24 protein-coding genes are annotated in these 19966 nt (G+C 61.8%); 7 read left to right on the forward strand and 17 right to left on the reverse strand.

The annotated features are described in order from the left end of the window. Nucleotides 1-105: 105 nt before the first annotated feature. The 6 genes from NKJ94_RS27855 to NKJ94_RS27880 all read left to right on the forward strand — a co-directional run bounded on the left by NKJ94_RS27855 (nt 106) and on the right by NKJ94_RS27880 (nt 5421). Nucleotides 106-1851, forward strand: coding sequence for an adenylate/guanylate cyclase domain-containing protein (locus NKJ94_RS27855; RefSeq protein WP_352529673.1), 1746 nt, complete (start codon nt 106-108; stop codon nt 1849-1851). After that, entirely contained in the window at nt 1848-2705 is an 858-nt protein-coding gene (locus NKJ94_RS27860) for a M14 family metallopeptidase (RefSeq protein ID WP_352529675.1), read from the forward strand. Before NKJ94_RS27855 ends, NKJ94_RS27860 begins: the two co-directional genes overlap by 4 nt. A gap of 157 nt (nt 2706-2862) precedes the next feature. Next, nucleotides 2863-3147, forward strand: coding sequence for a pyridoxal-phosphate dependent enzyme (locus tag NKJ94_RS27865; protein ID WP_352529677.1), 285 nt, complete (start codon nt 2863-2865; stop codon nt 3145-3147). After that, nucleotides 3108-3674 carry a pyridoxal-phosphate dependent enzyme gene (locus NKJ94_RS27870; protein WP_352529721.1) on the forward strand — a complete coding sequence of 189 codons (567 nt, stop codon included), beginning with the start codon at nt 3108-3110 and terminating at the stop codon, nt 3672-3674. Before NKJ94_RS27865 ends, NKJ94_RS27870 begins: the two co-directional genes overlap by 40 nt. Further along, on the forward strand, nt 3643-3858 hold the full coding sequence (locus NKJ94_RS27875) for a hypothetical protein (protein WP_352529679.1): 216 nt from the start codon (nt 3643-3645) through the stop codon (nt 3856-3858). Before NKJ94_RS27870 ends, NKJ94_RS27875 begins: the two co-directional genes overlap by 32 nt. A 276-nt stretch (nt 3859-4134) precedes the next feature. Then, a complete protein-coding gene (locus NKJ94_RS27880) occupies nt 4135-5421 on the forward strand; it encodes an ROK family protein (protein ID WP_352529681.1) in 1287 nt (428 codons plus the stop codon). 16 nt (nt 5422-5437) lie between these two features. On the opposite strand, the gene NKJ94_RS27885 is transcribed toward NKJ94_RS27880, so the two are convergent. The 11 genes from NKJ94_RS27885 to NKJ94_RS27935 all read right to left on the reverse strand — a co-directional run bounded on the left by NKJ94_RS27885 (nt 5438) and on the right by NKJ94_RS27935 (nt 15528). Continuing rightward, nucleotides 5438-6913 (reverse strand): amidase, encoded by a 1476-nt coding sequence (locus tag NKJ94_RS27885; RefSeq protein ID WP_352529683.1) that lies wholly within the window; start codon nt 6911-6913, stop codon nt 5438-5440. A gap of 23 nt (nt 6914-6936) precedes the next feature. Then, nucleotides 6937-7896 carry a cyclase family protein gene (locus NKJ94_RS27890; RefSeq protein WP_352529685.1) on the reverse strand — a complete coding sequence of 320 codons (960 nt, stop codon included), beginning with the start codon at nt 7894-7896 and terminating at the stop codon, nt 6937-6939. Further along, complete coding sequence (locus tag NKJ94_RS27895) at nt 7893-8672, reverse strand: ATP-binding cassette domain-containing protein (RefSeq protein ID WP_352529687.1); 780 nt, start codon at nt 8670-8672, stop codon at nt 7893-7895. The genes NKJ94_RS27890 and NKJ94_RS27895 overlap by 4 nt, the downstream gene beginning before the upstream one ends. A gap of 3 nt (nt 8673-8675) precedes the next feature. Then, nucleotides 8676-9731 (reverse strand): ABC transporter permease, encoded by a 1056-nt coding sequence (locus tag NKJ94_RS27900; protein WP_352450301.1) that lies wholly within the window; start codon nt 9729-9731, stop codon nt 8676-8678. 67 nt (nt 9732-9798) lie between these two features. After that, nucleotides 9799-10731, reverse strand: a complete 933-nt coding sequence (locus tag NKJ94_RS27905; RefSeq protein ID WP_352529689.1) for a sugar ABC transporter substrate-binding protein — start codon at nt 10729-10731, stop codon at nt 9799-9801. A 219-nt stretch (nt 10732-10950) separates the two neighbouring features. Continuing rightward, a complete protein-coding gene (locus NKJ94_RS27910) occupies nt 10951-11133 on the reverse strand; it encodes a hypothetical protein (protein WP_352529691.1) in 183 nt (60 codons plus the stop codon). 1162 nt (nt 11134-12295) lie between these two features. Continuing rightward, nucleotides 12296-13522, reverse strand: a complete 1227-nt coding sequence (locus NKJ94_RS27915; RefSeq protein WP_352529693.1) for a pilus assembly protein TadG-related protein — start codon at nt 13520-13522, stop codon at nt 12296-12298. A 186-nt stretch (nt 13523-13708) separates the two neighbouring features. Beyond that, entirely contained in the window at nt 13709-13951 is a 243-nt protein-coding gene (locus NKJ94_RS27920) for a hypothetical protein (protein ID WP_352529695.1), read from the reverse strand. 14 nt (nt 13952-13965) lie between these two features. Beyond that, on the reverse strand, nt 13966-14148 hold the full coding sequence (locus tag NKJ94_RS27925) for a hypothetical protein (protein WP_352529697.1): 183 nt from the start codon (nt 14146-14148) through the stop codon (nt 13966-13968). A gap of 10 nt (nt 14149-14158) precedes the next feature. Then, nucleotides 14159-14863, reverse strand: a complete 705-nt coding sequence (locus NKJ94_RS27930) for an SOS response-associated peptidase (RefSeq protein WP_352529723.1) — start codon at nt 14861-14863, stop codon at nt 14159-14161. Between the two features lie 383 nt (nt 14864-15246). Next, complete coding sequence (locus NKJ94_RS27935) at nt 15247-15528, reverse strand: hypothetical protein (RefSeq protein WP_352529699.1); 282 nt, start codon at nt 15526-15528, stop codon at nt 15247-15249. 141 nt (nt 15529-15669) lie between these two features. Between NKJ94_RS27935 and NKJ94_RS27940 the strand changes: the two genes are divergently transcribed. Then, entirely contained in the window at nt 15670-16053 is a 384-nt protein-coding gene (locus tag NKJ94_RS27940; protein ID WP_352529701.1) for a hypothetical protein, read from the forward strand. Between the two features lie 19 nt (nt 16054-16072). Here NKJ94_RS27940 and NKJ94_RS27945 read toward each other — a convergent pair whose 3' ends face one another. The 6 genes from NKJ94_RS27945 to NKJ94_RS27970 form a co-directional block, all read right to left on the reverse strand. Beyond that, nucleotides 16073-16600: a hypothetical protein gene (locus NKJ94_RS27945; protein WP_352529703.1), complete on the reverse strand. Its 528-nt coding sequence runs from the start codon at nt 16598-16600 to the stop codon at nt 16073-16075. Between the two features lie 129 nt (nt 16601-16729). Further along, complete coding sequence (locus tag NKJ94_RS27950) at nt 16730-17098, reverse strand: hypothetical protein (RefSeq protein ID WP_352529705.1); 369 nt, start codon at nt 17096-17098, stop codon at nt 16730-16732. A gap of 69 nt (nt 17099-17167) precedes the next feature. Next, nucleotides 17168-17326, reverse strand: a complete 159-nt coding sequence (locus NKJ94_RS27955; RefSeq protein WP_352529707.1) for a DUF6074 family protein — start codon at nt 17324-17326, stop codon at nt 17168-17170. A gap of 98 nt (nt 17327-17424) precedes the next feature. Beyond that, nucleotides 17425-17685: an FAD-dependent oxidoreductase gene (locus NKJ94_RS27960; protein WP_352529725.1), complete on the reverse strand. Its 261-nt coding sequence runs from the start codon at nt 17683-17685 to the stop codon at nt 17425-17427. A gap of 9 nt (nt 17686-17694) precedes the next feature. Further along, entirely contained in the window at nt 17695-18375 is a 681-nt protein-coding gene (locus NKJ94_RS27965) for an NAD(P)/FAD-dependent oxidoreductase (RefSeq protein WP_352529709.1), read from the reverse strand. A gap of 841 nt (nt 18376-19216) precedes the next feature. Continuing rightward, nucleotides 19217-19522 carry a hypothetical protein gene (locus tag NKJ94_RS27970; protein ID WP_352529711.1) on the reverse strand — a complete coding sequence of 102 codons (306 nt, stop codon included), beginning with the start codon at nt 19520-19522 and terminating at the stop codon, nt 19217-19219. Between the last annotated feature and the right edge of the window lie 444 nt (nt 19523-19966).

Below are 19966 nucleotides of genomic sequence, written 5' to 3' on the forward strand. Positions count from 1 at the left end.
GGGCGGCGACTGGGAGAGATGGATACCATGCACATGGGGCGTCTGGAAGTTGGCAGGAAATGGACGCGGGGCGGCCCGCGTGCAGGCGCTTGGCTGAGCGGTGCAATGACCACCCAGCGCCACCTCGCAGCGATCCTGGCTTGCGACGTGGTCGGCTATTCGCGCCTGACGGAGCGCGACGAGCACAGCACGCTTCAGCGGCTGAAGATCTACCGCAAGGACCTCCTCGAACCGCTGGTCTCCGAGCACCAGGGTCGGATCGTCAAGCTCGCCGGCGACGGCATGCTGTGCGAGTTCGCGAGCGTCGTCAACGCGGTGACCTCAGCGATGGCGATCCAGCAGGCTTTGACAGAACACGAGGCGGAGACGCCCGAGGAAGAGCGGATTCGCTTCCGCATCGGCGTCAATCTCGGCGACGTGGTCTGCGAGGAGGACGGCGACCTCTACGGCGACGGGGTCAACATCGCCGCCCGCCTCGAAAGCATCGCCGATCCCGGCACCGTGGTCGTCTCGGGCACCGCCTACGACCACCTTCAGGGCAAGCTCGACTGCGGCTTCACGCCGCTCGGCAACCTGCGCCTCAAGAACATCGAGCGGCCTGTGCGCGCCTACCGCGTCGAGATCGACGCCAGCGCCTTGGTGGCTGCACCGCCTCCCCTGCCCGAGAAACCCTCGATCGCGGTTCTGCCTTTCACCAACATGAGCGGCGACCCCGACCAGGAATACTTCGCTGACGGGCTGGTGGAGGACATCATCACGGGATTGAGCCGGGTGAACTCCTTCTTCGTGATCGCCCGCAACTCGTCCTTCACCTACAAGGGCCGGGCGGTAGACCTGCGCCAGGTCGGGCGCGAGCTGGGCGTCCGCTACGTGCTAGAAGGCAGCATCCGCAGAGCAGGATCGCGGGTGCGCATCAGTGGGCAGTTGGTGGACGCGATCAGCGGACACCATGTCTGGGCCGACCGCTTCGAGGGCGACGTGAGCGACATCTTCGACCTGCAGGACAAAGTGACCGAGAGCGTCGTCGGCGCTGTCGAACCGAGCATCCGGCTGCAGGAGATCAAGCAGGCGCGCATGAAGCCGACCGAGTACATCAGTGCCTACGACCTCTACCTTCGCGCGCTGCCGCGCTTCTACAGCATGACGCGGGAAGGCTTTGCCGACGTGCGCCGGCTCACCAACGAGGCGCTCAGCATCGACCCTGGCTTCACCTTGGCGAAGGCACTCGGCGCCTATATCCGCAGCCTATCCGTGAGCCAGTGCTGGCACGAGCCCGACGATATCCGAGTCGCCGCGCGCATGGCGCGCGAGGTACTGGCGGAAGCGCGCGACGACCCCACGAGCCTACGCTTCGCCGCGCAGGTGCTCGCCTACAGCGCGAGGGACTACGAGATGGCGCTGGGCACGATCGAACGATCCCTGCTGCTCAACCCCAATTCGGCGCAGGGCCATACGGGCAGCGGCTGGGTGAACGCACATTCCAGCCGCCCGCTCGTTGCGATCGAGCACTTTCACAGGGCAATGCGGCTGAGCCCGGTCGACCCCGAGAAGGGCATCGCGCTCTCCGGCATCGGGATGAGCTACCTGATGCTCGAGCGCTACGAGGAAGCGCTGGCATGGGGAGAACGCGCGCTGCACGAGATGCCGAACTACGGCTCCTCGCACCGAGTGGTGATCATGGCGCTGGTCAAACTCAACCGGCTGGACAAGGCGCAGGCGGCGACGCGGCGGCTGATGAAGGCGTTCCCGACCTACACGCTCACCCTGCAGAGACAGATCAACCCGTGGCTGGACAAGGTATTCGCCGAGCGTTACGTCGAGGCGCTTGGCATCTCCGGCGTGCCGGAGTGATCGTCGCGGTTGGGCCAGATCGCCCTTTGCAATCTGGCCCGGGAGATCCAGGCCACCAGGTTTCGAGGCGACTCCTGATCCTTCCGGCACTCAACGCACCCGCAGTCGCGGCAGGTCGGCGCGTGTCGCCACTCGACGAGGGCAATCTCAATCGGCTGTTCCCAGGCGATGCGACCGGATCGCCGACCGAAATGATCGCCCACTATGCGTGCGACATCTTGCTTCCGATGGCAGATCTTGTCGTCGATCTGCACTCCGGCGGCCGCTCGCTTCACTACGTGGCCAGCGCACTGGTGCGTCCTGGGCGGACCTGCGAGGAGCATGAAAGATTGCTGAGGCTCCTGCGGCTGTTCGGAGCGCCAATAAGCTTCGTCAGCGACGGAACGGGTGGCGGCGGCCTCACAACGCCGGCAGCGGCGGCGCAGGAATGTGGTGCGCTTGCGCTCACGACTGAACTTGGCGGTGGCGCAACCCTGTCCCTGGACGGGCTGTCGCTGGCCGAAACCGGGCTGAAGCGGGTGCTGAAAGACCAAGGAATTTTGCGCAATGCCGCCGTCGAGCCCGCTTCCCCAACCCGCCTCATGACAGTCGAGGGCCATAGCGCTTTCGTCTATGCACGCGACCGAGGCGTTTTCGAACCGGCCGCGGACGTGGGGCAAGAGGTCGTGAGCGGCCAGCTGGCAGGGCGTATCCATTTTCCGGACTTGCCGACACGCGAACCTGAAACGCTACACTTTGAATCATCCGGTCTGGTTGCCTGCCGCAGGGTTCCCTCACTCGCCGATCGCGGAGACTGCCTGTTCAAGCTGATGACCGATCTCGACGTCGGCGCAGATCGCGCTTTGCATGCCTAGATCGGTTTCGAGGCTCAACCCACGTGTGAGGGGCCTGCGCTGCATTCGTTGCCGAGCGCTCCTTCCGATCGGAGACTATTTCGAAGGTTGCCCGACCTGCCTCAGCCAAGATATGCCAGCGAGCCTCGCCGTCGAATACGAGGAATTCCCCAGATCCTTGGACCGTGCCGGCGACTGGCAGGTTTATCCCGAGCACCCGACCCTCGGCGAGGGCAACACCCCCGTTGTGAGGCTGGAAGGCCTGGCGACAGAGATCGGCATCCGCGCGCTTTCTCTCAAGAATGAGGGCGCCAACCCGACTGGATCACACAAGGACCGCATGAGCCGGTTCGTCGTGCAACGCGCTTTGGAGATTGGCGCTTCGACTGTTGCCCGGCCTCAAGCGGCAATGCAGGCGTTTCGCTGGCCGCCTATGCGGCTCATGTCGGGCTCGCCTGCGTGATCGTGACCACGCCTGACATGAACCCGAATTGGCGGCGTGCGATCGAGATGCACGGGGCGACCCTGCTTGCCACAAAAACGCCCGAACGCCGCTGGCAGGTGCTCGCGGACCGTGTCCGGGCCGGGGACTGGTATCCCGCCACGAATTACGTCGTTCCGCCGGTGGGCAGCAATCCTTTCGGAGTGGATGGCTACAGGTCGCTTGCCATCGAACTGTTTCAACTGCCGGGCACCAGGGAATGTGCCGATATCGTGGTTCCGACATCGAGAGCTGATCTGCTGTGGGGAATCGCTCGCGGCTTTTGCGATTTGCATACGGCAGGGCTGATCGAAGAGCGACCCCGCATTCATGCCGTCGAGCCGTTCGGCCGAATATCGGAAGTGCTTGCCGGAGCGGATTATCGCGCCAGTTTCGCAGGTCGCTCGGCCATGACCTCAATCGGCGACCGTCACCTACCAGGCACTAGATGCGATCTCATCGTGCAAGGGATCGGTGGTGGTCGTCGACGACGCTGCAGCACGCTATGATCAGAGCCGGCTGGCGCGCTGCGGGTTTTATCTCGAACTGTCGAGTGCGGCGGCTTTGACTGGGCTGCGAAAACTGGTCTCAGAAAGTGTGATTGTCCCGGATGCAGCCGTGGTGCTTGTCGGCACCTCCAGCGGCTTTTCCGAATTCCAGAGCTTCTCGCATCTTCGTGCTGGAATTGCGTAGCGTCGCTGCCTGTCTTGGAGGCCTCTCCGGTGCCTCTGGACCCAATCTGATCCTGAGCGGCATCGCGCCGTCGTTGCGGGTGTGCCCGCGCCTTCGGCCCAATGCTTCGCGCACCCACTTATTGTGACACCAATTAGTCAGGAGACGCCGAGCGGACGTGTCTTTGAACATTGGCGACGCATCTTGTCCTGGCAATGCACGAGTTTGTTGCCTGCTCGCACAAAGTGCTCGAAACCGGCAAGGTCCTGGGTTAGAAGAGCTGGCAGGATGCCCCTTATGAAAAACCCGACGATGGACGATACCGACGATGGGCGCCCGAATGGCGGACGCAGCGCTCTGTTCACGCCCCCCGGCGATGCGTCCGGCGCGGAGCGGATTTCGCGCCGGCGCAAGGCGCTGCTGTCGTCCTCGATGGTCGGCTCGACCAATCGCGGCCGTGTGCTGCAGGCCCTGTTCGATCTTGGGCCGACGAGCAGGGCTGAACTGGCCCGCCTGGCCGGGGTCAACCGCACCACCATTTCCGGAATCGTGCAGCCGCTGATCGACGATCAGGTGCTGGTCGAGAGCGACCCGGTTCCTCCCAGTCCGGGCGGCGGCAAGCCGGCCCGGCCGCTGTGGTTCTCGCCCAATGCCCGTCCGATCTGCGGTGTGCTGCTGATGCCGGATGCCGTGCATGCCTGCGTGGCGACGCTCGACGGCAAGATCGAATCGGAACGCAAGATGGCCCTGCCGGACGGCAGGGGGCCGGTCCGGCCAATCATCGAGGCGATCGCCGAATGCGTCGGCGACACTCTCTCCAGGGCGCGGCGCATGCCTCTCGGGATCGGTGTTGGCGTCGGCGGCATGGTTGACACCGATCGCGGGTCGATCGTCGCTGTCAATCTCGCGCCGGCGCTCGACCGCTACCCGCTCGCCGACGATCTCGGGCGACGCTTCGGCCTGCCGGTCAAGCTCGACCATCATCCGCGCGCCTTGCTGGTCGGCGACCGCTGGTTCGGCGCCGGGCGCGGCGTCAGGCAATTCGCGGTCGTCTACACGGGCGAGGTGCTGGGCGGCGCACTCTATTTCGACGGGCACCTCTATCGTGGCACGGCAGGCGCAGGCGGCGAACTCGGACACACTTTCGTGCAGCTCGACGGCGAGCCCTGCCGCTGTGGCAGGCGCGGCTGCTGGGACACCATTGCCACCTTGAGCTGGCTCCGGCGCGAGGCCGCCCGCGCGGCTCTGCCCGAGCCAGACCTGATCGACTCGGCCCGCCTCGTCGACATGGCGGCGCGGCGGCTGCCGGGGGCGGCTGAGCTGCTCGACCGCTATGCCCGCAACGTCGCCGTCGGCATCGCCAATCTGCAGCAGACGGTGGCGCCCAACATTTTCATCATGCATGGCGATGTCGTGCTCGGCGGCGATTGCCTGCTCGGCGCAATCGCGGAGCATGTCCGCGCCATGGTTCCGTCACGACCCGGCGGCGCGATCGAATTCATTGCCGGTGATGCAGGTGACCGGGCCGCCCTCCTAGGCGCAGCCGGTCTGGTGATTTCCGAGCTGCTGCAGCTTCCGATCTAGGTATTCCGACACCCAACTATCCAGCGAGCCCCGGATAGCTTTGGAACCAGGGCTGCATACGTTCGAACTGAGCCGCCATCGCCAGAACGGTTTCGTCGGCGTGCCGCCGCCCGATGATCTGCAGGCCGATCGGCAGGCCCTGCGCCGTCAGGCCGGCCGGAACCGAAATCGCCGGATGGCCGGTATAGTTGATCGGATAGGTCATGCACCAGCCGATCAGCGGATCGACCGCCTCGCCATTGATCGATGTCGGCCCGATGGTGTTGCCGTCGGGGGCATTCTTGACGGGCGGAACGGCCAGCGTCGGCGAGACGATCAGGTCATGGGTTTCGAATACATCCTCGAGGCCGTCATGGACGCCGGTGCGCAAAAGATCGTCGAGCGCATGGTCGACGGCGGACACCTTGTAGGCGCCCTCCAGCATGGCGAGGAACTGCGGGGTGAGCACCTCGGCGTGCTTGCCCATCAGGTCGATGCCCTCCTGTTTCCAGTACACGGCGATGGCAGCATAGTGGATCGAGATCGTGCGCACCCAAAGCGCCGCCAGTTCCTTGTGATCGGCCCTGAAATCGAGCTCGACCTCATCAACCTCAATGCCATGTGCTCGCATGACATCGACGGCCCGGGCAACGACGGCGGCGACCCCGGCTTCGACCGGAAAATTGCCTAGTCGCGGGCTGTAGGCGACGCGCAGTTTCGGCGTCCGCCCGGCAACGGCGCCGACATAGTCAACGCCGTCATCCGGCAGGCAGAACGGGTCGCGGTTGTGAGGCCCGGCCATGATCTTGGTCATCAGCGCGGCGTCCGCAACGGTGCGGGTCAGCGGTCCGATATGGACCAGAGGATGTCCCCACAAGAAGGCGTCGGGGCGAGTCACCGAAGGAATGCGGCCGAAAGAGGGCTTGAAGCCGACGGTGCCGCTGAACGAGGCGGGGATGCGGACCGAACCGCCGCCGTCCGTGCCTTGCGCCAGGGCCGCCATGCCGTCGCCGACCGCTGCCGCACTGCCGCCGGACGAGCCGCCGGAATTGTAGCCGATCGCGAAGGGCGTGCTGGTCGGCCCGAAGCGCAGATTGTCGGTGATGCCTTTATGGCCGAACTCCGGCGTGTTGGTCTTGCCGAGCATGATGGCGCCTGCGTCGAGCAGGCGCTCGACCGCCACAGCACTTGTTTTGGGCACCCGGTCGTGCACCGCCCACGACCCCATCGAGGTCGGCACGCCGGCCATATCGTCGAGGTCCTTGATGCCGACGGGGACGCCATGTAGCGGTCCAAGCGGACCGCCTGCCATCACGGCCTTTTCGGCGGCCCGCGCAGCTTCCATCGCCTGGTCGCCGAGAACCAGCGTATAGGCGTTGACCACCGGGTTGCGCGCCTCGATGCGGCGCAGATAGGCCTCGGTCACTTCAACCGGCGACAGGTCGCGGCGCCGGATGCGCTGGGCCAGTTCCGTGGCCGGCAGGAAACAGATCTGGTGGTCTGCAGAAGTCATAAGCCGTTCCACCTTGTTGGGTGCTATTTGATGAACACTGGATTTGCCGCGCCGCCGGTGCCCTTGCTCACTTTGACCGGACTGGCGCAGTAGAAGCCTTCGTAGCGGCGGTCTGAGGCACAGTCGGCGGCCAGCAGGTCGAGCGATGCCATTTCGGTGAACGCCACGCCCAGATTGCGCATCAGCGCGGCGTGCAGCACCAGCATCAACCCGGTCTCGGGCTCGTAGGTTGTCTCGTTGGCCAGCGTGTCGGTAACCAGACAGGGGATCTGCATCTCGTCGAACCAGCGCACGAGGTCGAGGCTGAAGGTCAGTCCGGGTTCCCAATATCCATCGCCGACGCCCTGGCTTCCCGCCGCCAGTGCGCCGACCCAGCCGGTGCGAACGAGAAGGATGCTGCGCGGCAGGATATCGACCCCTTGGGCCCGGGCGCATTCCATGAGGTCGCGATGCGTGAACGTTTCAGCGCGCTCCAGGACCGGTTTGCCGCGGAACCGGGCGATGTCGAGCAGCACGCCGCGTCCGACGATCCCGCGCTCCGCGATCGGCATGATGCTGGCCTTGGTCATGCCGCCATTGGTACTGCTTGCCGCGAAGCCGTTCCAAAGCGTGTCGTCGAACCACATGTGTCCGAGCGCGTCGCAATGCGTGCCGGCCTGTGCGAAGCCGGTGACATAGTCGTCTGCGAATTCGAGGCCGCCGGCAAGCGGTTGCCAGTGGCCGTTCTCGAAGCCGGCCTTGTCGGCGACCATGAAATGCTTCGCCGGCCAGCGGCCGGGAAAGACGGCATCGCCCTCAGAGGTCCCGACCGGCACGCCGAGGGTGAAGGTGCGGCCGTCCCGCACCGACGCCAGGCCGCGCTTGACCTCGTCAGCGGTCAGATAGTTGAGCGCTCCGATCTCGTCGTCGGCACCCCAATGCCCCCAGCGGCTCGGCGCATTGCCCAGCAGCCGGCGCAGCGTCATCGTTTCAGTCGCGCTCATGCTTCCGCCTGCGCGGTCGCCGGCTGCCTGGCGCCGGTGATATAGGCGACGACGTCCTCCATGTTGGTGCCGGAACTTGCGAGATCGGCGACCTTGCGGCCCCTGCGCATCACTACCACGCGGTTGCACACCTGCCAGAGATGATCGAGATTGTGGGTGACCATGACGATCGTCAGCCCCTGGGCGCCGAGTCGTTTGATGAGGTCGAGCACCTCACGGGATTCGCGTACGCCGAGCGCCGCGGTGGGCTCGTCGAGCAGCAGCAGCTTGTGGCCCCAAAAGGCACCGCGCGCGATCGCCACCAATTGGCGCTGGCCGCCGGACATGCGATCCACCGGTTTGCTGCGCACCCCGGGAATATCGATGTGCAGTTCCTCGAGGCCGCGCATCGCGATGTCGCCCATCGATTTGCGGCGGATCCAGCGCAGCAGCGCCGGGCCGCGGCCAAGCGCAATCTCGCGGCCGAGAAAGAAGTTTTCGGCGGCAGTGAACGTGCCGATCAGCGACAGGTCCTGATAGACCGTCTCGATGCCGAGGCGTTGCGCTTCGGACGGCGGCGACAACTTTTGCGGCCGCCCTTCGAGGACCACGTCGCCGGAAGTCGGGTCATGCGCGCCGGCCAGGATTTTGATCAGCGTCGACTTGCCGGCACCATTGTCGCCAACGAGGCCGAGTATGTCGCCCCTGGCGATGTCCAGCGAAACGTCATCGAGTGCCTGGATGCCGCCGAAGCTGCGGCAGATCCGGCGCAGGCTGAGCAGCATCTTCTGCGCCATGGCCTATCCCCTCGCATAGCGGCGGCCAATACCGCCGAGCGCTACGGCGACGACGAGAAGGCAGCCGGTGAACAGGAACTGCGTGAAGATCGGCGCGCCGATCATGGCCAGCCCATTGTTGCCGACGGCGACCGTCAGCACGCCGATCAAGGTGCCGAGGATATGGAACTGACCCTCTCGCAGCGCCGCCGAGCCGAGGAAGGCGGCCGAGAACGACGTCAGCATGAAGCTGTCACCCGCCGTCACCTGGCCGGAGCCGAGATTGGAGGCCATCAGCACGCCACCGATAGCAGCACAGGTGCTGGCAATGGCGAAGGCAACGATGCGGCTGCGATCGACGGCGACGCCGGCGCGGCGCGCTGATTCCGGGCTGACGCCGATGGCCTTGATGTGTTGGCCCTGCACTGTGCGGTTGAGGATCACCCACAGCAGCGCAAGCACGACGGCCATGATGATGACGAGGTGCGGCACTCCGGCAATCCGGCCGATCGCGATATTCGTGAATTCGCGCGATTGGGTGAGCTGCAGCGGAATTCCGCCCGAATAGGCGTAGTTCAGCCCGACGACGATGGTGCCCGTGCCAAGCGTGGCAATGAAGGCGTTCACCCCGATCTTCGAAACGACAATGCCGTTGACAATGCCGATGACCGTTCCGAGGCCGACGACAAGGAAGATGGCGGGTAGGATCGGCAAGCCACTGCTGCTCAACAGCCCGACCACGAGCAGCCCGCAGAAACTCGCGACATAGCCGATACTGAGGTCGAAATCACCGGCGACGAGTGGCACGGTGAGGCCGGCCGCGACAATGGTGCCGATCGCCATGTCGTTTACGATATTGCGAAAATTGCCGATGGTTGCGAAGGTCCCCGGCTCCAGCACCGAGAAGATCCCCAGCATCGACGCCAGCACGATGATGGTGCCGTAGGTCCCAAGCAGGCGCATGAGCAACGCGCGCCGCTGTCGGGCATTGGGCGAGGCATAGCCGGTCTGCGTTGACGGCAGGACGCGGGGCGCCTCTGCCGGAGCGTGGGTTTCGGGCAGGGAATGATCAGCGGACATGGCGGCTCTCATGACAGCACTCCGGCCCGGCCAGGCAAGTCCGGCCCAGACCCACAATCAGGAGAGCTTACTGCGGATTGTCCTTGATGAACTTGTCGACGTTCTCTTTGGTGACGAGCGTATAGCCTGGCACGAAGGATTTGGGCTTCCACTGGTCGCCGGCTGCCAGGATGTCGGGAATCTGATCGACTAGCATTTTGCCTGCCGAAGTCAGATCGACACCGAGCGTGGCGGTCATCGTCCCGTCCTTGACAGCCTGGACAGCGGGTGCCGTGGCGTTGAACGAATAGACCTTCACGTCGCTGCGGCCGTTCTGCTTCAGGGCCGCGATCGCGCCCATAGCGTTGTCGTCATAGCAGTTAAAGATGGCGAACGGTCCCTTGGCGTTGGCATTGGCTGCAAGCCAGGCGCTGGTCGCGGCCTGCGAGGATTCGGCAGCACCCGGGATGCTGATCTCGTGCGAGGTCGCCTTGAGCCCCGGATTTGCCTTGACCGCCGCATCGAAGGCGTCGGCTCGTTCGCGGCACGGAATGCCGGGATGGTAGGTGAGGTCGAGTACAGTTCCGGACTTGCCGATGTCCTTCAGCATCAAGTCGATCAGCGGTTGCGCAGCACCGGTACTTGCAGATAGCGCGATCCCGTCTGCCATGCCGCCGCCGGCCGAAAGCACGGGGATCTTTGCGTCCGCCGCCGCCTGGAGCCCGGCCGCCAGGCCCGTCGAATCGAAGACCGTGACGATGATGGCGTCTACCTTCTTGGTTGCCAGCTGCTTGATGCTGGTGATCGCTTGCGAAGGATCGCCATTGGCATTGAGCGTTTCCACCGACCAGCCCTTGGACTTGGCTTCCTGGCTCATCGTGTCGACCATCTGGTTTGTGTCGACGTCGGATGTCGAGAAGGTGACGATGCCGATCGTCAGCTTGTCATTCGCGGCGAGGGCGGCCGACGTGAAGGATGCTGCGACGAGCGCTGCGGTCGAGAGTTTCTGAAAGCGGTTCACTGTGCGTATCCCCTGTTGACCGAGTGTTCCGGCTCACCTCCAGACCGCGCAGCAGCCCAGCTTGGGCGCCATCTACAGGTCGTCACAGTCAGTCTGTTTGTTCGTGCGAGCCACGTACTAACTATAGGCACAAGCTCTTATGCCGCGCAACGGCTAATCTCAACCGGCTTTGGTGACTCGAGGTTCAATCGCTGTGGGGCTCTTGGGGCAAGCGCGCAGCTAGGCCGCCTTCTTGATCTCTGCGACCTGAACGCCCAGTCGAAACGCCTGACCGTCTGCAAACGAACGCGCGTAGCTCTCAGATGTAAAAGGGACCGTGGTGATGGTGCCGTTGACCCTCACGCGAACCGACCACTCTTTGTCCCTAATGATTTCAACGGCATGTTGCTCATGCGCAGCCATGCATTCCTCCCAGAATCTTCCGTTGAGGATGGGAGGATAGCGTCGTAAAACTGGTTTGCATGCAAATAATCCGACACCGCGACGTCGAAATGTCGAACACGCACAGGCTTAAGTCGATGGCCTCGCCTTGAGCTGTTCGAGGTGTTCCTTGGCGAGGTTGAAAAGTGCGGTGGCAGTCTCTTCAGCCGTCCAGCCTTGCTCGATGCAAGAGGACACCAGAGCGGCGTATGCGCCTTCGAGGGCGACTGCGCAGTTCACGCTCCTGTCCGGGCTGTCCTGGGAGAGAAGGGGCGGTTCGATGTGTGCTGTTTGGGATATGCAGAATAATTGGTGGAGTGCCAGAAAGTTCCTCCGCACTCGCGCTTCGCACCACGGTGCCGCCCACAGCGTCTTGCCTAAGGGACTTTGCGGCGTAATTCGCTCGCGTTCGAATTGAGAGCGACCTCGGATTGAACGCGCGGATTACCAGGCGGACAAAAAAGCCCCGGCGCTGGGTCGTTGCGCCGGGGCTTTGGGCACGTACAAGCTACACCAACATGTCCGTTTATGAACGTGCGCTAATAAAGTGAAGAAACGGTGAACCACGCATAGGCCGAAGGGCGCACGCTCAAAGCTGGGGTGAAGCGCGGGTGAAGCGGCAATCAGTGATGACAAGTTGCGCACGCTGATTATTCCACCTAGCTTTCGACCGAACGAGGGGACGAGGATGCGCGCCGCCGACGATGATCTGTCCGTTCACTTCCGATTTGAGCGATATTACCACGTCGTCGACCTCGCCTTTCGCCAACCGGGCATTCGGGCCGACTCCCGGAGCGGCGTCGAGAACGCGATCTTCGGCGTCTCTCGCCTGCGTGCGCGAAATCCCGTTCGACCTCCGCGGCGCCAATCGCCCGGTCCGGGCTGTCCCAAGCGCATCACCTCGTACATACGGCGTCTACTCAGTGGGATCGGCACAGTGGTTCACTACCTGCCGTCCAGGCAGGGACTGACGAGCCGCTTCGCTGCGGGTGAATCAAGTAACCGATACAATCCGCTGATTGATTAAATTCGTTGTCACGACGAGGCCAAGCGTTGCCTTCGATATCCGCTCTCCGTCCAACACGGAAGCAAGCGAACCTCAAATGCAGTCTGTCTCACAACACTGCGCTGGCTACATCCAAGTTCAATTCATCAGTCTCGTTGCAGAATTCGTTGTCAATAAGTCACTTGCGCCAGCAAGATAAATTGAGCCATTGCCGTTCATCTCGATCCGGTTGACCACAAAGATGCGAGGCTTATTGTCGGTCGACAATGCACCGCCACCTGTAAGAAAAAGCTTTTGTGACGGCAGATAGACTATACCGCCTAGATCTGTATCGCCACCGCCAATGAGCGTGGAGGTTCTCTCCACGCCTTGGGGTTTTTGAGCTAGCGCGATCCCCATCCACGGGCCGCTGGTCGGCGCCGTCAGGCGTAGCTTGGCGCCGGCCTGCATTGTGATGGTGGCCTGATCGTCGAGTAGAACGATGGTGGTACCTTCAGCTGCATCGAGAACCGCGCCGGAGGAGAGCGAAAGCCCTCCCGTCCTGATAACATACGTTCCCGCGGCAAGATTGACCACCGCTCCGACCGATAGAGTGAGCCCTCCGCAAAAAGTGCCGGGAATGAGATTTGCGGTGGTGTTTTTGATCACCAGGTTATTGTAGGTGCAGACATTGTCTGTTGGCCAGACCAGTCGGGAGATAATAGGATCTGCCAGCTCTTTCTGATTGAAAAGCGGTTGAGGGTTGAAGCCGGCAGACGGCCCGGAGGGGCCGACGACTGACGTCACCAATGTCCTGATGGACGATGAGCCATTCGTGGCTAGCGCAGACCCCGATCTTGAATTCACCTGCGCAACGCATTTCTGGCCATTTATCGATGAAGACCCCGAATTCGACCATGCGTTCGAGGCGGACCGATCTAACACGAGAAGACAGACTGGGTATCGCGGATAGGCAATCGCGGTTGCGCTTCGGCTAATTTCAAGTTTATCGACGCCAAGGATTGCCGAGAAGGCCAATTCCTGCGGTTGGTGCAATACAACCGTCACGATTGTGGGATTGGTTGATCCAACCGTCTGGTGGGCGTCACCACTATAGGGACTTCGCGTGGCCACAAAGGTGGGGCTGGCGAAAGTATCAACGTTCTCCTGACGCTGCTCCGACGTCATATCGCTGCTGTTCGCGCTTGCCACGGTGAACTGAAGGGCCGTGGCGTCGGCTCCCTCCTGCAACTGTTGGGCAGTTCGGCTCACGCGCGCAAAGTCTATCGCCACTCCGACGCCCAAAAGCACGACCGGCAAGACCAACGCAAACACCACGGCGAGGTTGCCGCGTTCTGAACGCCAAAATCGTTCGGTCACACGCATGGAAGCCCCCTTCATTTAGCTGGGACTAACCTAGAGGCAGCATATTGAGGGTCCGTTTCGCGAGCCGGCAAAGTTGTCTCGGTCGCAAATCAGCTTGCGGGGAGCAGCTGATTCACCTCTTCAAATTCACCACGATGACGCCGCCCAACGCCAGCGCCCCGCCGTCTGGCGCCGGTCTGGCGATCGTCAAGGCCGGCCAGCACGCATCATCGCGCGCGCGATGGCGAGCTGCGCCTCGACCTTGGCGTTTTCCTTTTGCGTCATGTTGTCGGCGGCGATCAGCCGCCTCAGCGCCCGCACGATCTCTCCGCGCGCCCAGCCGGCCTCGATCATGCAATCGACGATCGCCTGGAAACCGGGCTCCATAGCCTCCTGGCAATCGATCTCGCGGTCGGCATACTCGCCATGTCGTCTTGGCGGACTGATCATTTTCGAATTGCTCCTCAGAGATATGCTTCGCCGTCGGCGCGGTGTTCAAAACAGAAGCAATGCGAAGGCTGCTTCGGCTTGGCGAAGCCCCATCCTGCATCCTTGCCGCAGTCGGGATGCTCGCACCTATGATGCTGAACGCCCGGACGCGTGACGGGCTCTAGTGCGCCGGGAAGGCGGATCAGTTCGTCGCTCATCGGGATGCTTTCAAAGCAGCGAGCCTTGTGCAGGCGCCTGCAGCGGAACTTTGATCTGTGTGGCCGGCTTCTCGACGATGACGAGAGCGTCGTCGGGCGCCGTCCACTGCAGCCGTTTTGCGTCCGACCATGGCGCTGCCAGCCAGGTCTCGGCTTCCTCTCGCCTGGTCAGGATCACTGGCATCGCCTTCTCGTGGATTGGCGCGATTAACGCGTTCGGCTTCGTGGTCATGAAGGCATAGAGCTCGTGATCCCCAGGGCCTTCCTTGACCTTGCGCACCCCTTGCCAGCGCGTCCACAGGCCCGCGAAGAAGAACAGCGGCCGGTCCTCGTTGAGGGCGAACCAGAAGTTCCGCTGAATGCCCGTCTCGGAGTCCTTGTCACCGGGCGTGGGGCTGGGCTCGGCAAAGCTCGTCACCGGGACGACGCAGCGATGCTCGATGCCGACATATTGCTGCCAGTGGCCATATTGAGGGTTGCGGATATTTGTCGTGCCGGAATCGGCATTGCCTTTGACGCGCTCCAGCGGCGTCGGCATTCCCCAGCGCAGCTTGGCAAGCTCGCGCGTCCCGTCCTGAGCATTGCGGACGACCGGGCCGAACTGGTTGGGATAGATGTCGATCGACGGCTCAAGGTTGCCCAGGAGATCGCGCAAGGCTCCGGTCCATTGGCGGATCGCCTCTTGACTGGTGGTGACGTTGTAGAGGTTGCACATGTCGTTGCCTTGGTTGCGCAGTGTCTGAGGAACGCTCAGCGGCCCGAGATCGAGAATTCTCTTGTATTCCCCTGTCCGGCGCCAGACCCCGTTTGGGTGGCCGTTTTCTCGATCGCGCTTGGGATCGAACATCATGCCTCCGAATGCTCAAGGAACATCTGTGCGGACGCCTGGTCGGCGAAGCGGTAGAGTCGCCAGTTCTCATGTTTATGATCCGGCCATATCGCCTGCACCTGCCTTACCATTCGGGCCAGCCCGCGCTCTCCGCAGAATTCGCGGATCAGCGCAAAGCTGTGTCCGGTACATAGGTCGTCGGGCAGCGCGATCTGATAAGGCCACTCCCGGTCGATCCTAGCCGGCGAGGGCCCTCGGCTGGGCGTGCATCAGTGCGGTGCTGCGGGCTTCTTTTTGCTTTCCCTCAGATAGATATCGGTCTGTTCGCGCATCGCGTCTGAAAGCGATAATGCCAACTCCAAGCTTTCCGGGTAGATCGCTAGAATCCAAGTGGCCGTAAGTTCAGCGATCGCCTGTTTCTGACTGACATCAGATAGGCCGCGCATTTGCTTTGCCATTTTGATGACGGAGCGATGTATGGCAGGCCGTTCACGCCTCACCGTTGCGTAGATTTCGGGCTGCTCGGCCGCAGTGACAATGATCGATTTCATGGCATGTCTCCATTTTGCCCTTAGTGAACAAAAAGAGAACGAGAGAGTCAAGGACCTCTTGACCCGAGAGGAATATGTTCCTCATCTCTAGGGATGCCAGAACAACCCGAAAAATGGCCGAGAGGCGCGCCATGGACGTTGATGCATGCCCACAACGCGGGGCAGGTTGCCCGCCTTAGCTGTGGCCTCTGCAACATCAAGCGTTTCTATAAGCAGCTGGAATTGCGGGAGGTGATTGGCAACGTCACCATCGACCAAGTGCGGGCAAAGGTCCGTTGCGAAAAATGCGGCCGCAAGCAATCGATGCGAGCGGAGCTGTTCCACCCGTCGGGCAGGAATCCGTTTCCGACGCCTGGTCGAGATCAGATGGGAGCGGTGCGACTGAAAGCCCTACTCTCGGCCGGGCACGAACCTAACAAAGAGCATCGTCGGCTCTGCAGCGAGGCGGCGGTCATAGAACTGGCAAGCGAGGACCATTGGCTTGTCCGACTATCGTTGTGCCTTCAGCAGACGCTCGAGCGTTGAAAAGGCACTCATGTCGCGGTCAGGGCGTCAGGTCAAGATCCTTGGGGATCTTCTTGAGCTTCTCTTCGGAGATCGGTTTTTCGTTCTTTTTGTTGACGGCCTGGTAAGCGGACCACCCAACACCCGCCGCCTTCACGGCATCGCGTTCGGCTCGAAGGGCGATTTGATGCGCGTGCAGATAATGAAGCCCGAGTTCGTCTAGGAGCGCCTTTTCAACGATCTCGTGCGTTAGCAGAAATGGGGCAAGCCGGACCTTGGCCGATTTCCAATCCATAGTGCGAGGCATATGGCGATCGATATAAATCGTCCTGCCATCTTTGCTGTAGCCAGCAATGTAGGGGATATCGAAATCATGAACGATCTTCACCCGACGATGCAGCGCCCGCACAGCGTCACTCAGTACATCATCGTCCAAGTCTTCGGAAACGTGGCGGACTTCATCTTCAAGCTTCATTTTTTCCACACTGACACCAGCGGCGCTTTGCTCCCATAGACCGGATCCTTCCGTGGACGGCCAACTTGGGAATCGTTCGTAATGCCCGCTCATGTTCCTGGGCTGTCGTGCATTCGTCATAAGCGCCGGATGCGGGATAAGCGCCGACCACTAGGAAACCAGCAGGCTCGGAGAGACATTGGTGACCGGTGCCGGCCGGAAGAAGTGCCACGTCGCCGGCCTTCAAGGACAATGTACGGCCCCTGTTGCCCCCGAACCGAACCTTGCCGGTTCCGCGCGCAACCCCAAGCACTTCATTTTTGCGGGAATAAGAACGTAGTGGTAGATGCCGTCCCGCCAGCCGCTACTCCAGCCATTGGCCTCGAAAAGCTCTTCCAGCACGGCTGCGGAATCAAATTGTTCCACCGACCTTACGGCGCCACGATAGACGACAAACGGCCAGAAGGGGTGGTTCGGCACGAGGCCGTTATCCTTGAACCGAAATTCGAGTGGCTTCTTCACCTTCACAAATTCGGCGAGTTCTTGCTTTCTCGGTCGCGCGATACCCGTCGCCTGCTCGGTAGCTTTCTTCAGGCTCTCAAGAATGCCCACGGCGAATCCTTGCGCTGGATGAGACGTCAGACAGAGCAGGGAAAGCCTCCGCTCTGGTCTCAACAAATCTCAACCAGCGACACCGCACTTTGTTCCTTTTGCCGGCTGCGTGCGCCAGAAGGCATTCGCGTCCTCCCCGTTCTTGGATTCTAGGACCCGGGCGATACCTTCGACCAATTTCCGCCGCCGATGCAGCGGAAACGCGCTTATGTTTGAATCATCGATCACCTCACCCGGATCGCCCAGGCGCAAAGTACGGATGCGATAGTGACATTCCGCAGCCAGAACGGCCTTGTGCAGCTCTCGGAGCTGAAGAAGGTCGATGCTTAAGGCGTGGCCCTAGTATGCCTCGCGGTGATGCTCCCGCCCGGCGCCAGATAGTTGTGCATGTCAGTTGCAGCGACCGCTGCGTGGCCGAATGCTACGGCAAGCTGATTGATTTCGTTGACGACATCTCCGGCTGCATAAAGGCCGGTGACTGCGGTGCGCTGGCGCGAGTCCACGACGAGATTGCCCGCTTTGTCACAGCATGCACCAAGCTCGACCGCGAGCCCCGAGCGGATGGTCGAGCCCATCGCAGCGTAGATGGTGTCGAATCAGAGCGTTCCGCCGTCGATGAGCTTCACGACCGCCTCCCGGCCCGTAGCGCAAACGGCATTGGGTCTGCATACGCCGATCTCGATTCCGGCCCTCTTGAGCTTGGTAAGCTTGTCCCGAGAGAGCTCGGATGGATCGGTAATCAGCAAAGTGAGATCCTGTGTGAAGGTGCGCATGAACAACGCCTTTTTCATTGCGTGTTCGACCGGTCCGATGACGGCCACCCGTTTGTCGATGGCTTCATAGCCGTCGCAGATAGGGCACAATCGCAAGACGCCAGCTTGGATCATGTCGGCAGCGCCAGGAAGATCCGGCAGGATGTCAACAGCGTCGGTTGCAATGAGCACCGAGCGGGCACGAATGGGGGATGAAGCGCCCGCCAAAAACCCAGCCTTCGTTTTGCGAATGGATAGGATCCTGTCGCGGACCAAGCTTGCGCCGTATCGAGCAGCCTGCAGTTCGAGGCGGTCAAGTAGGTCAGCGCCGGTGATGCTGTCTGGGAAGCATGGGCAGTTGCGCGTCAAGGAAATCCGCCTTGCACGGCTTTCATCTGCGTCGACAACAATTACTCGCCTTCGAAATCTTCCAAGGTAAGTCGCAGCCGCTAGGCCCGCTGGCCCGCCACCTACAATCATGCAGTCGAAGCTTCCTTCATGCCGGCTCGTGTCCCGGTCGATCATTCAGAAATCCTGAAATCACACGGCTTCATCGCGAGCGCACAGTCGAACGCCGTTGAAGGAAACGCTGAGCAGGCCATTTGGTTACATGGCATTGGTGAGGCCAAAGCCGCCAAGCTGGAAACTTGTCTCAGTTAAGGACGACCGCCGCTACTAGGATCGTAGGTAGTAGTGACAGCGGAACGGCTAGAAGACACCACATCTCCAAAATGTTGTTTTGCCGCGGGTCCATCGTCAGCTCACTTTTGTTTTTGTCATTGGGACACTAACCGTTGGTCGGAGGTAGCGTTTCCAGCGAGAACGCATCGAGCGCTGCCTGTGCTGGATATTGCCAACAACTTGGCAGATCGACATCGCAGACGAGGTAGCAAATTACAGCCGCAGTCCGGCGTAGGTTACAGAAGACCGCGTAAGCGTCTCGATCCCAAGCTACGATTTCCCGGATCTCGGACCGGGCTCGGCCGCCCGGCGATGCGGCCCCAAGCCGTTGGGCTGCCCATCTGCCCACCCGGCGCCTCTGCCACTCAGGGCGGCGGTGTGGGCCGAGTGCGCGTGCCTTTTGAAGAGCGAAATCCGAATCTCTCGGCCGCATCCATCGCACGTGTAATGGGAACGACCTGAAACCAGCTGCCTTTCCTGACAAGGGCGAACTGGCACTTCCGGCATATAGGCAAGTTTCAAAGCCCGATCGCTCTATTATCTCGTGGTCTGGCCAACAAAAGGAGACTCGCCCGGCCGGTGTGGTTGATGGGGTGTAGCGAGACACCAAGCTGCACCATTGGGCTGCTCAAGTGCGCTTGCATCTCTCTACGCCGACAAGTGCAGCCTTTGTATCGCCGTAGTCTCAACCCGCTGAAGCTCGGCGGTGCTTTCTCAGCCGAGTGATCGCAGACTTGTCGACCGTGATCACCCCGCCGCAGTCAATCCGCACAGAGAGTTTGTTCGCTGCGCGATCGATGCGGGTGACGTCCCCAACAAGAACCACTCGGTCTCCGGCCCGGGCTTTGGGTGGCGGATCGATCGTATAAGGATGGTCGTAGGTTGGAATGCTCACTCTGGCGCGGCCGCTAGGGAGAATCGTGATGACGGTACATGCTATCGCCACCTCGTCGCCGACCTCAAATTCGCCAGGCGTGTTAACGTGCAGCATGGTCTTCCTCCCGATGCTTTCCTATTTGGTGCTTTGCTAAATTAATGCCTGGCCAACCGGGTTGGTTGCTTGCAATCCGCTTCGTATGGTTCCGCACAATTCCAAGCTGGAATATCGACTAGGCAGCCCTGTGTTAACGGAACGGCGGGCATCGCGGGCCGTTGCGGGCCGAGCTGTGGTCTTTAGTGTGCTTGCTGGGATCTGGAGGCTTGAGGCATCCGAGCACCCGGTAAGCGGACTGGTGCCCTTGCTATGCGGATGTCGTGTGCCTACGGCAGGTCAAGTTCGGTTTCATGCGTCCCGATCTTCAAGGCCAGCGACGCCATCATCCGGCAATGTTCAGCCAGCTCATATGGTGTTCGCAATTGCTGCACATGGAAGGTTCCGATCGGTTGACATTTCAACACCAGAGCAACCGGACAGACGCTGGAAGCGGTCCAAGCC

Source organism: Mesorhizobium sp. M0060, assembly GCF_040323155.1.
Taxonomy (GTDB): Bacteria; Pseudomonadota; Alphaproteobacteria; order Rhizobiales; family Rhizobiaceae; genus Mesorhizobium.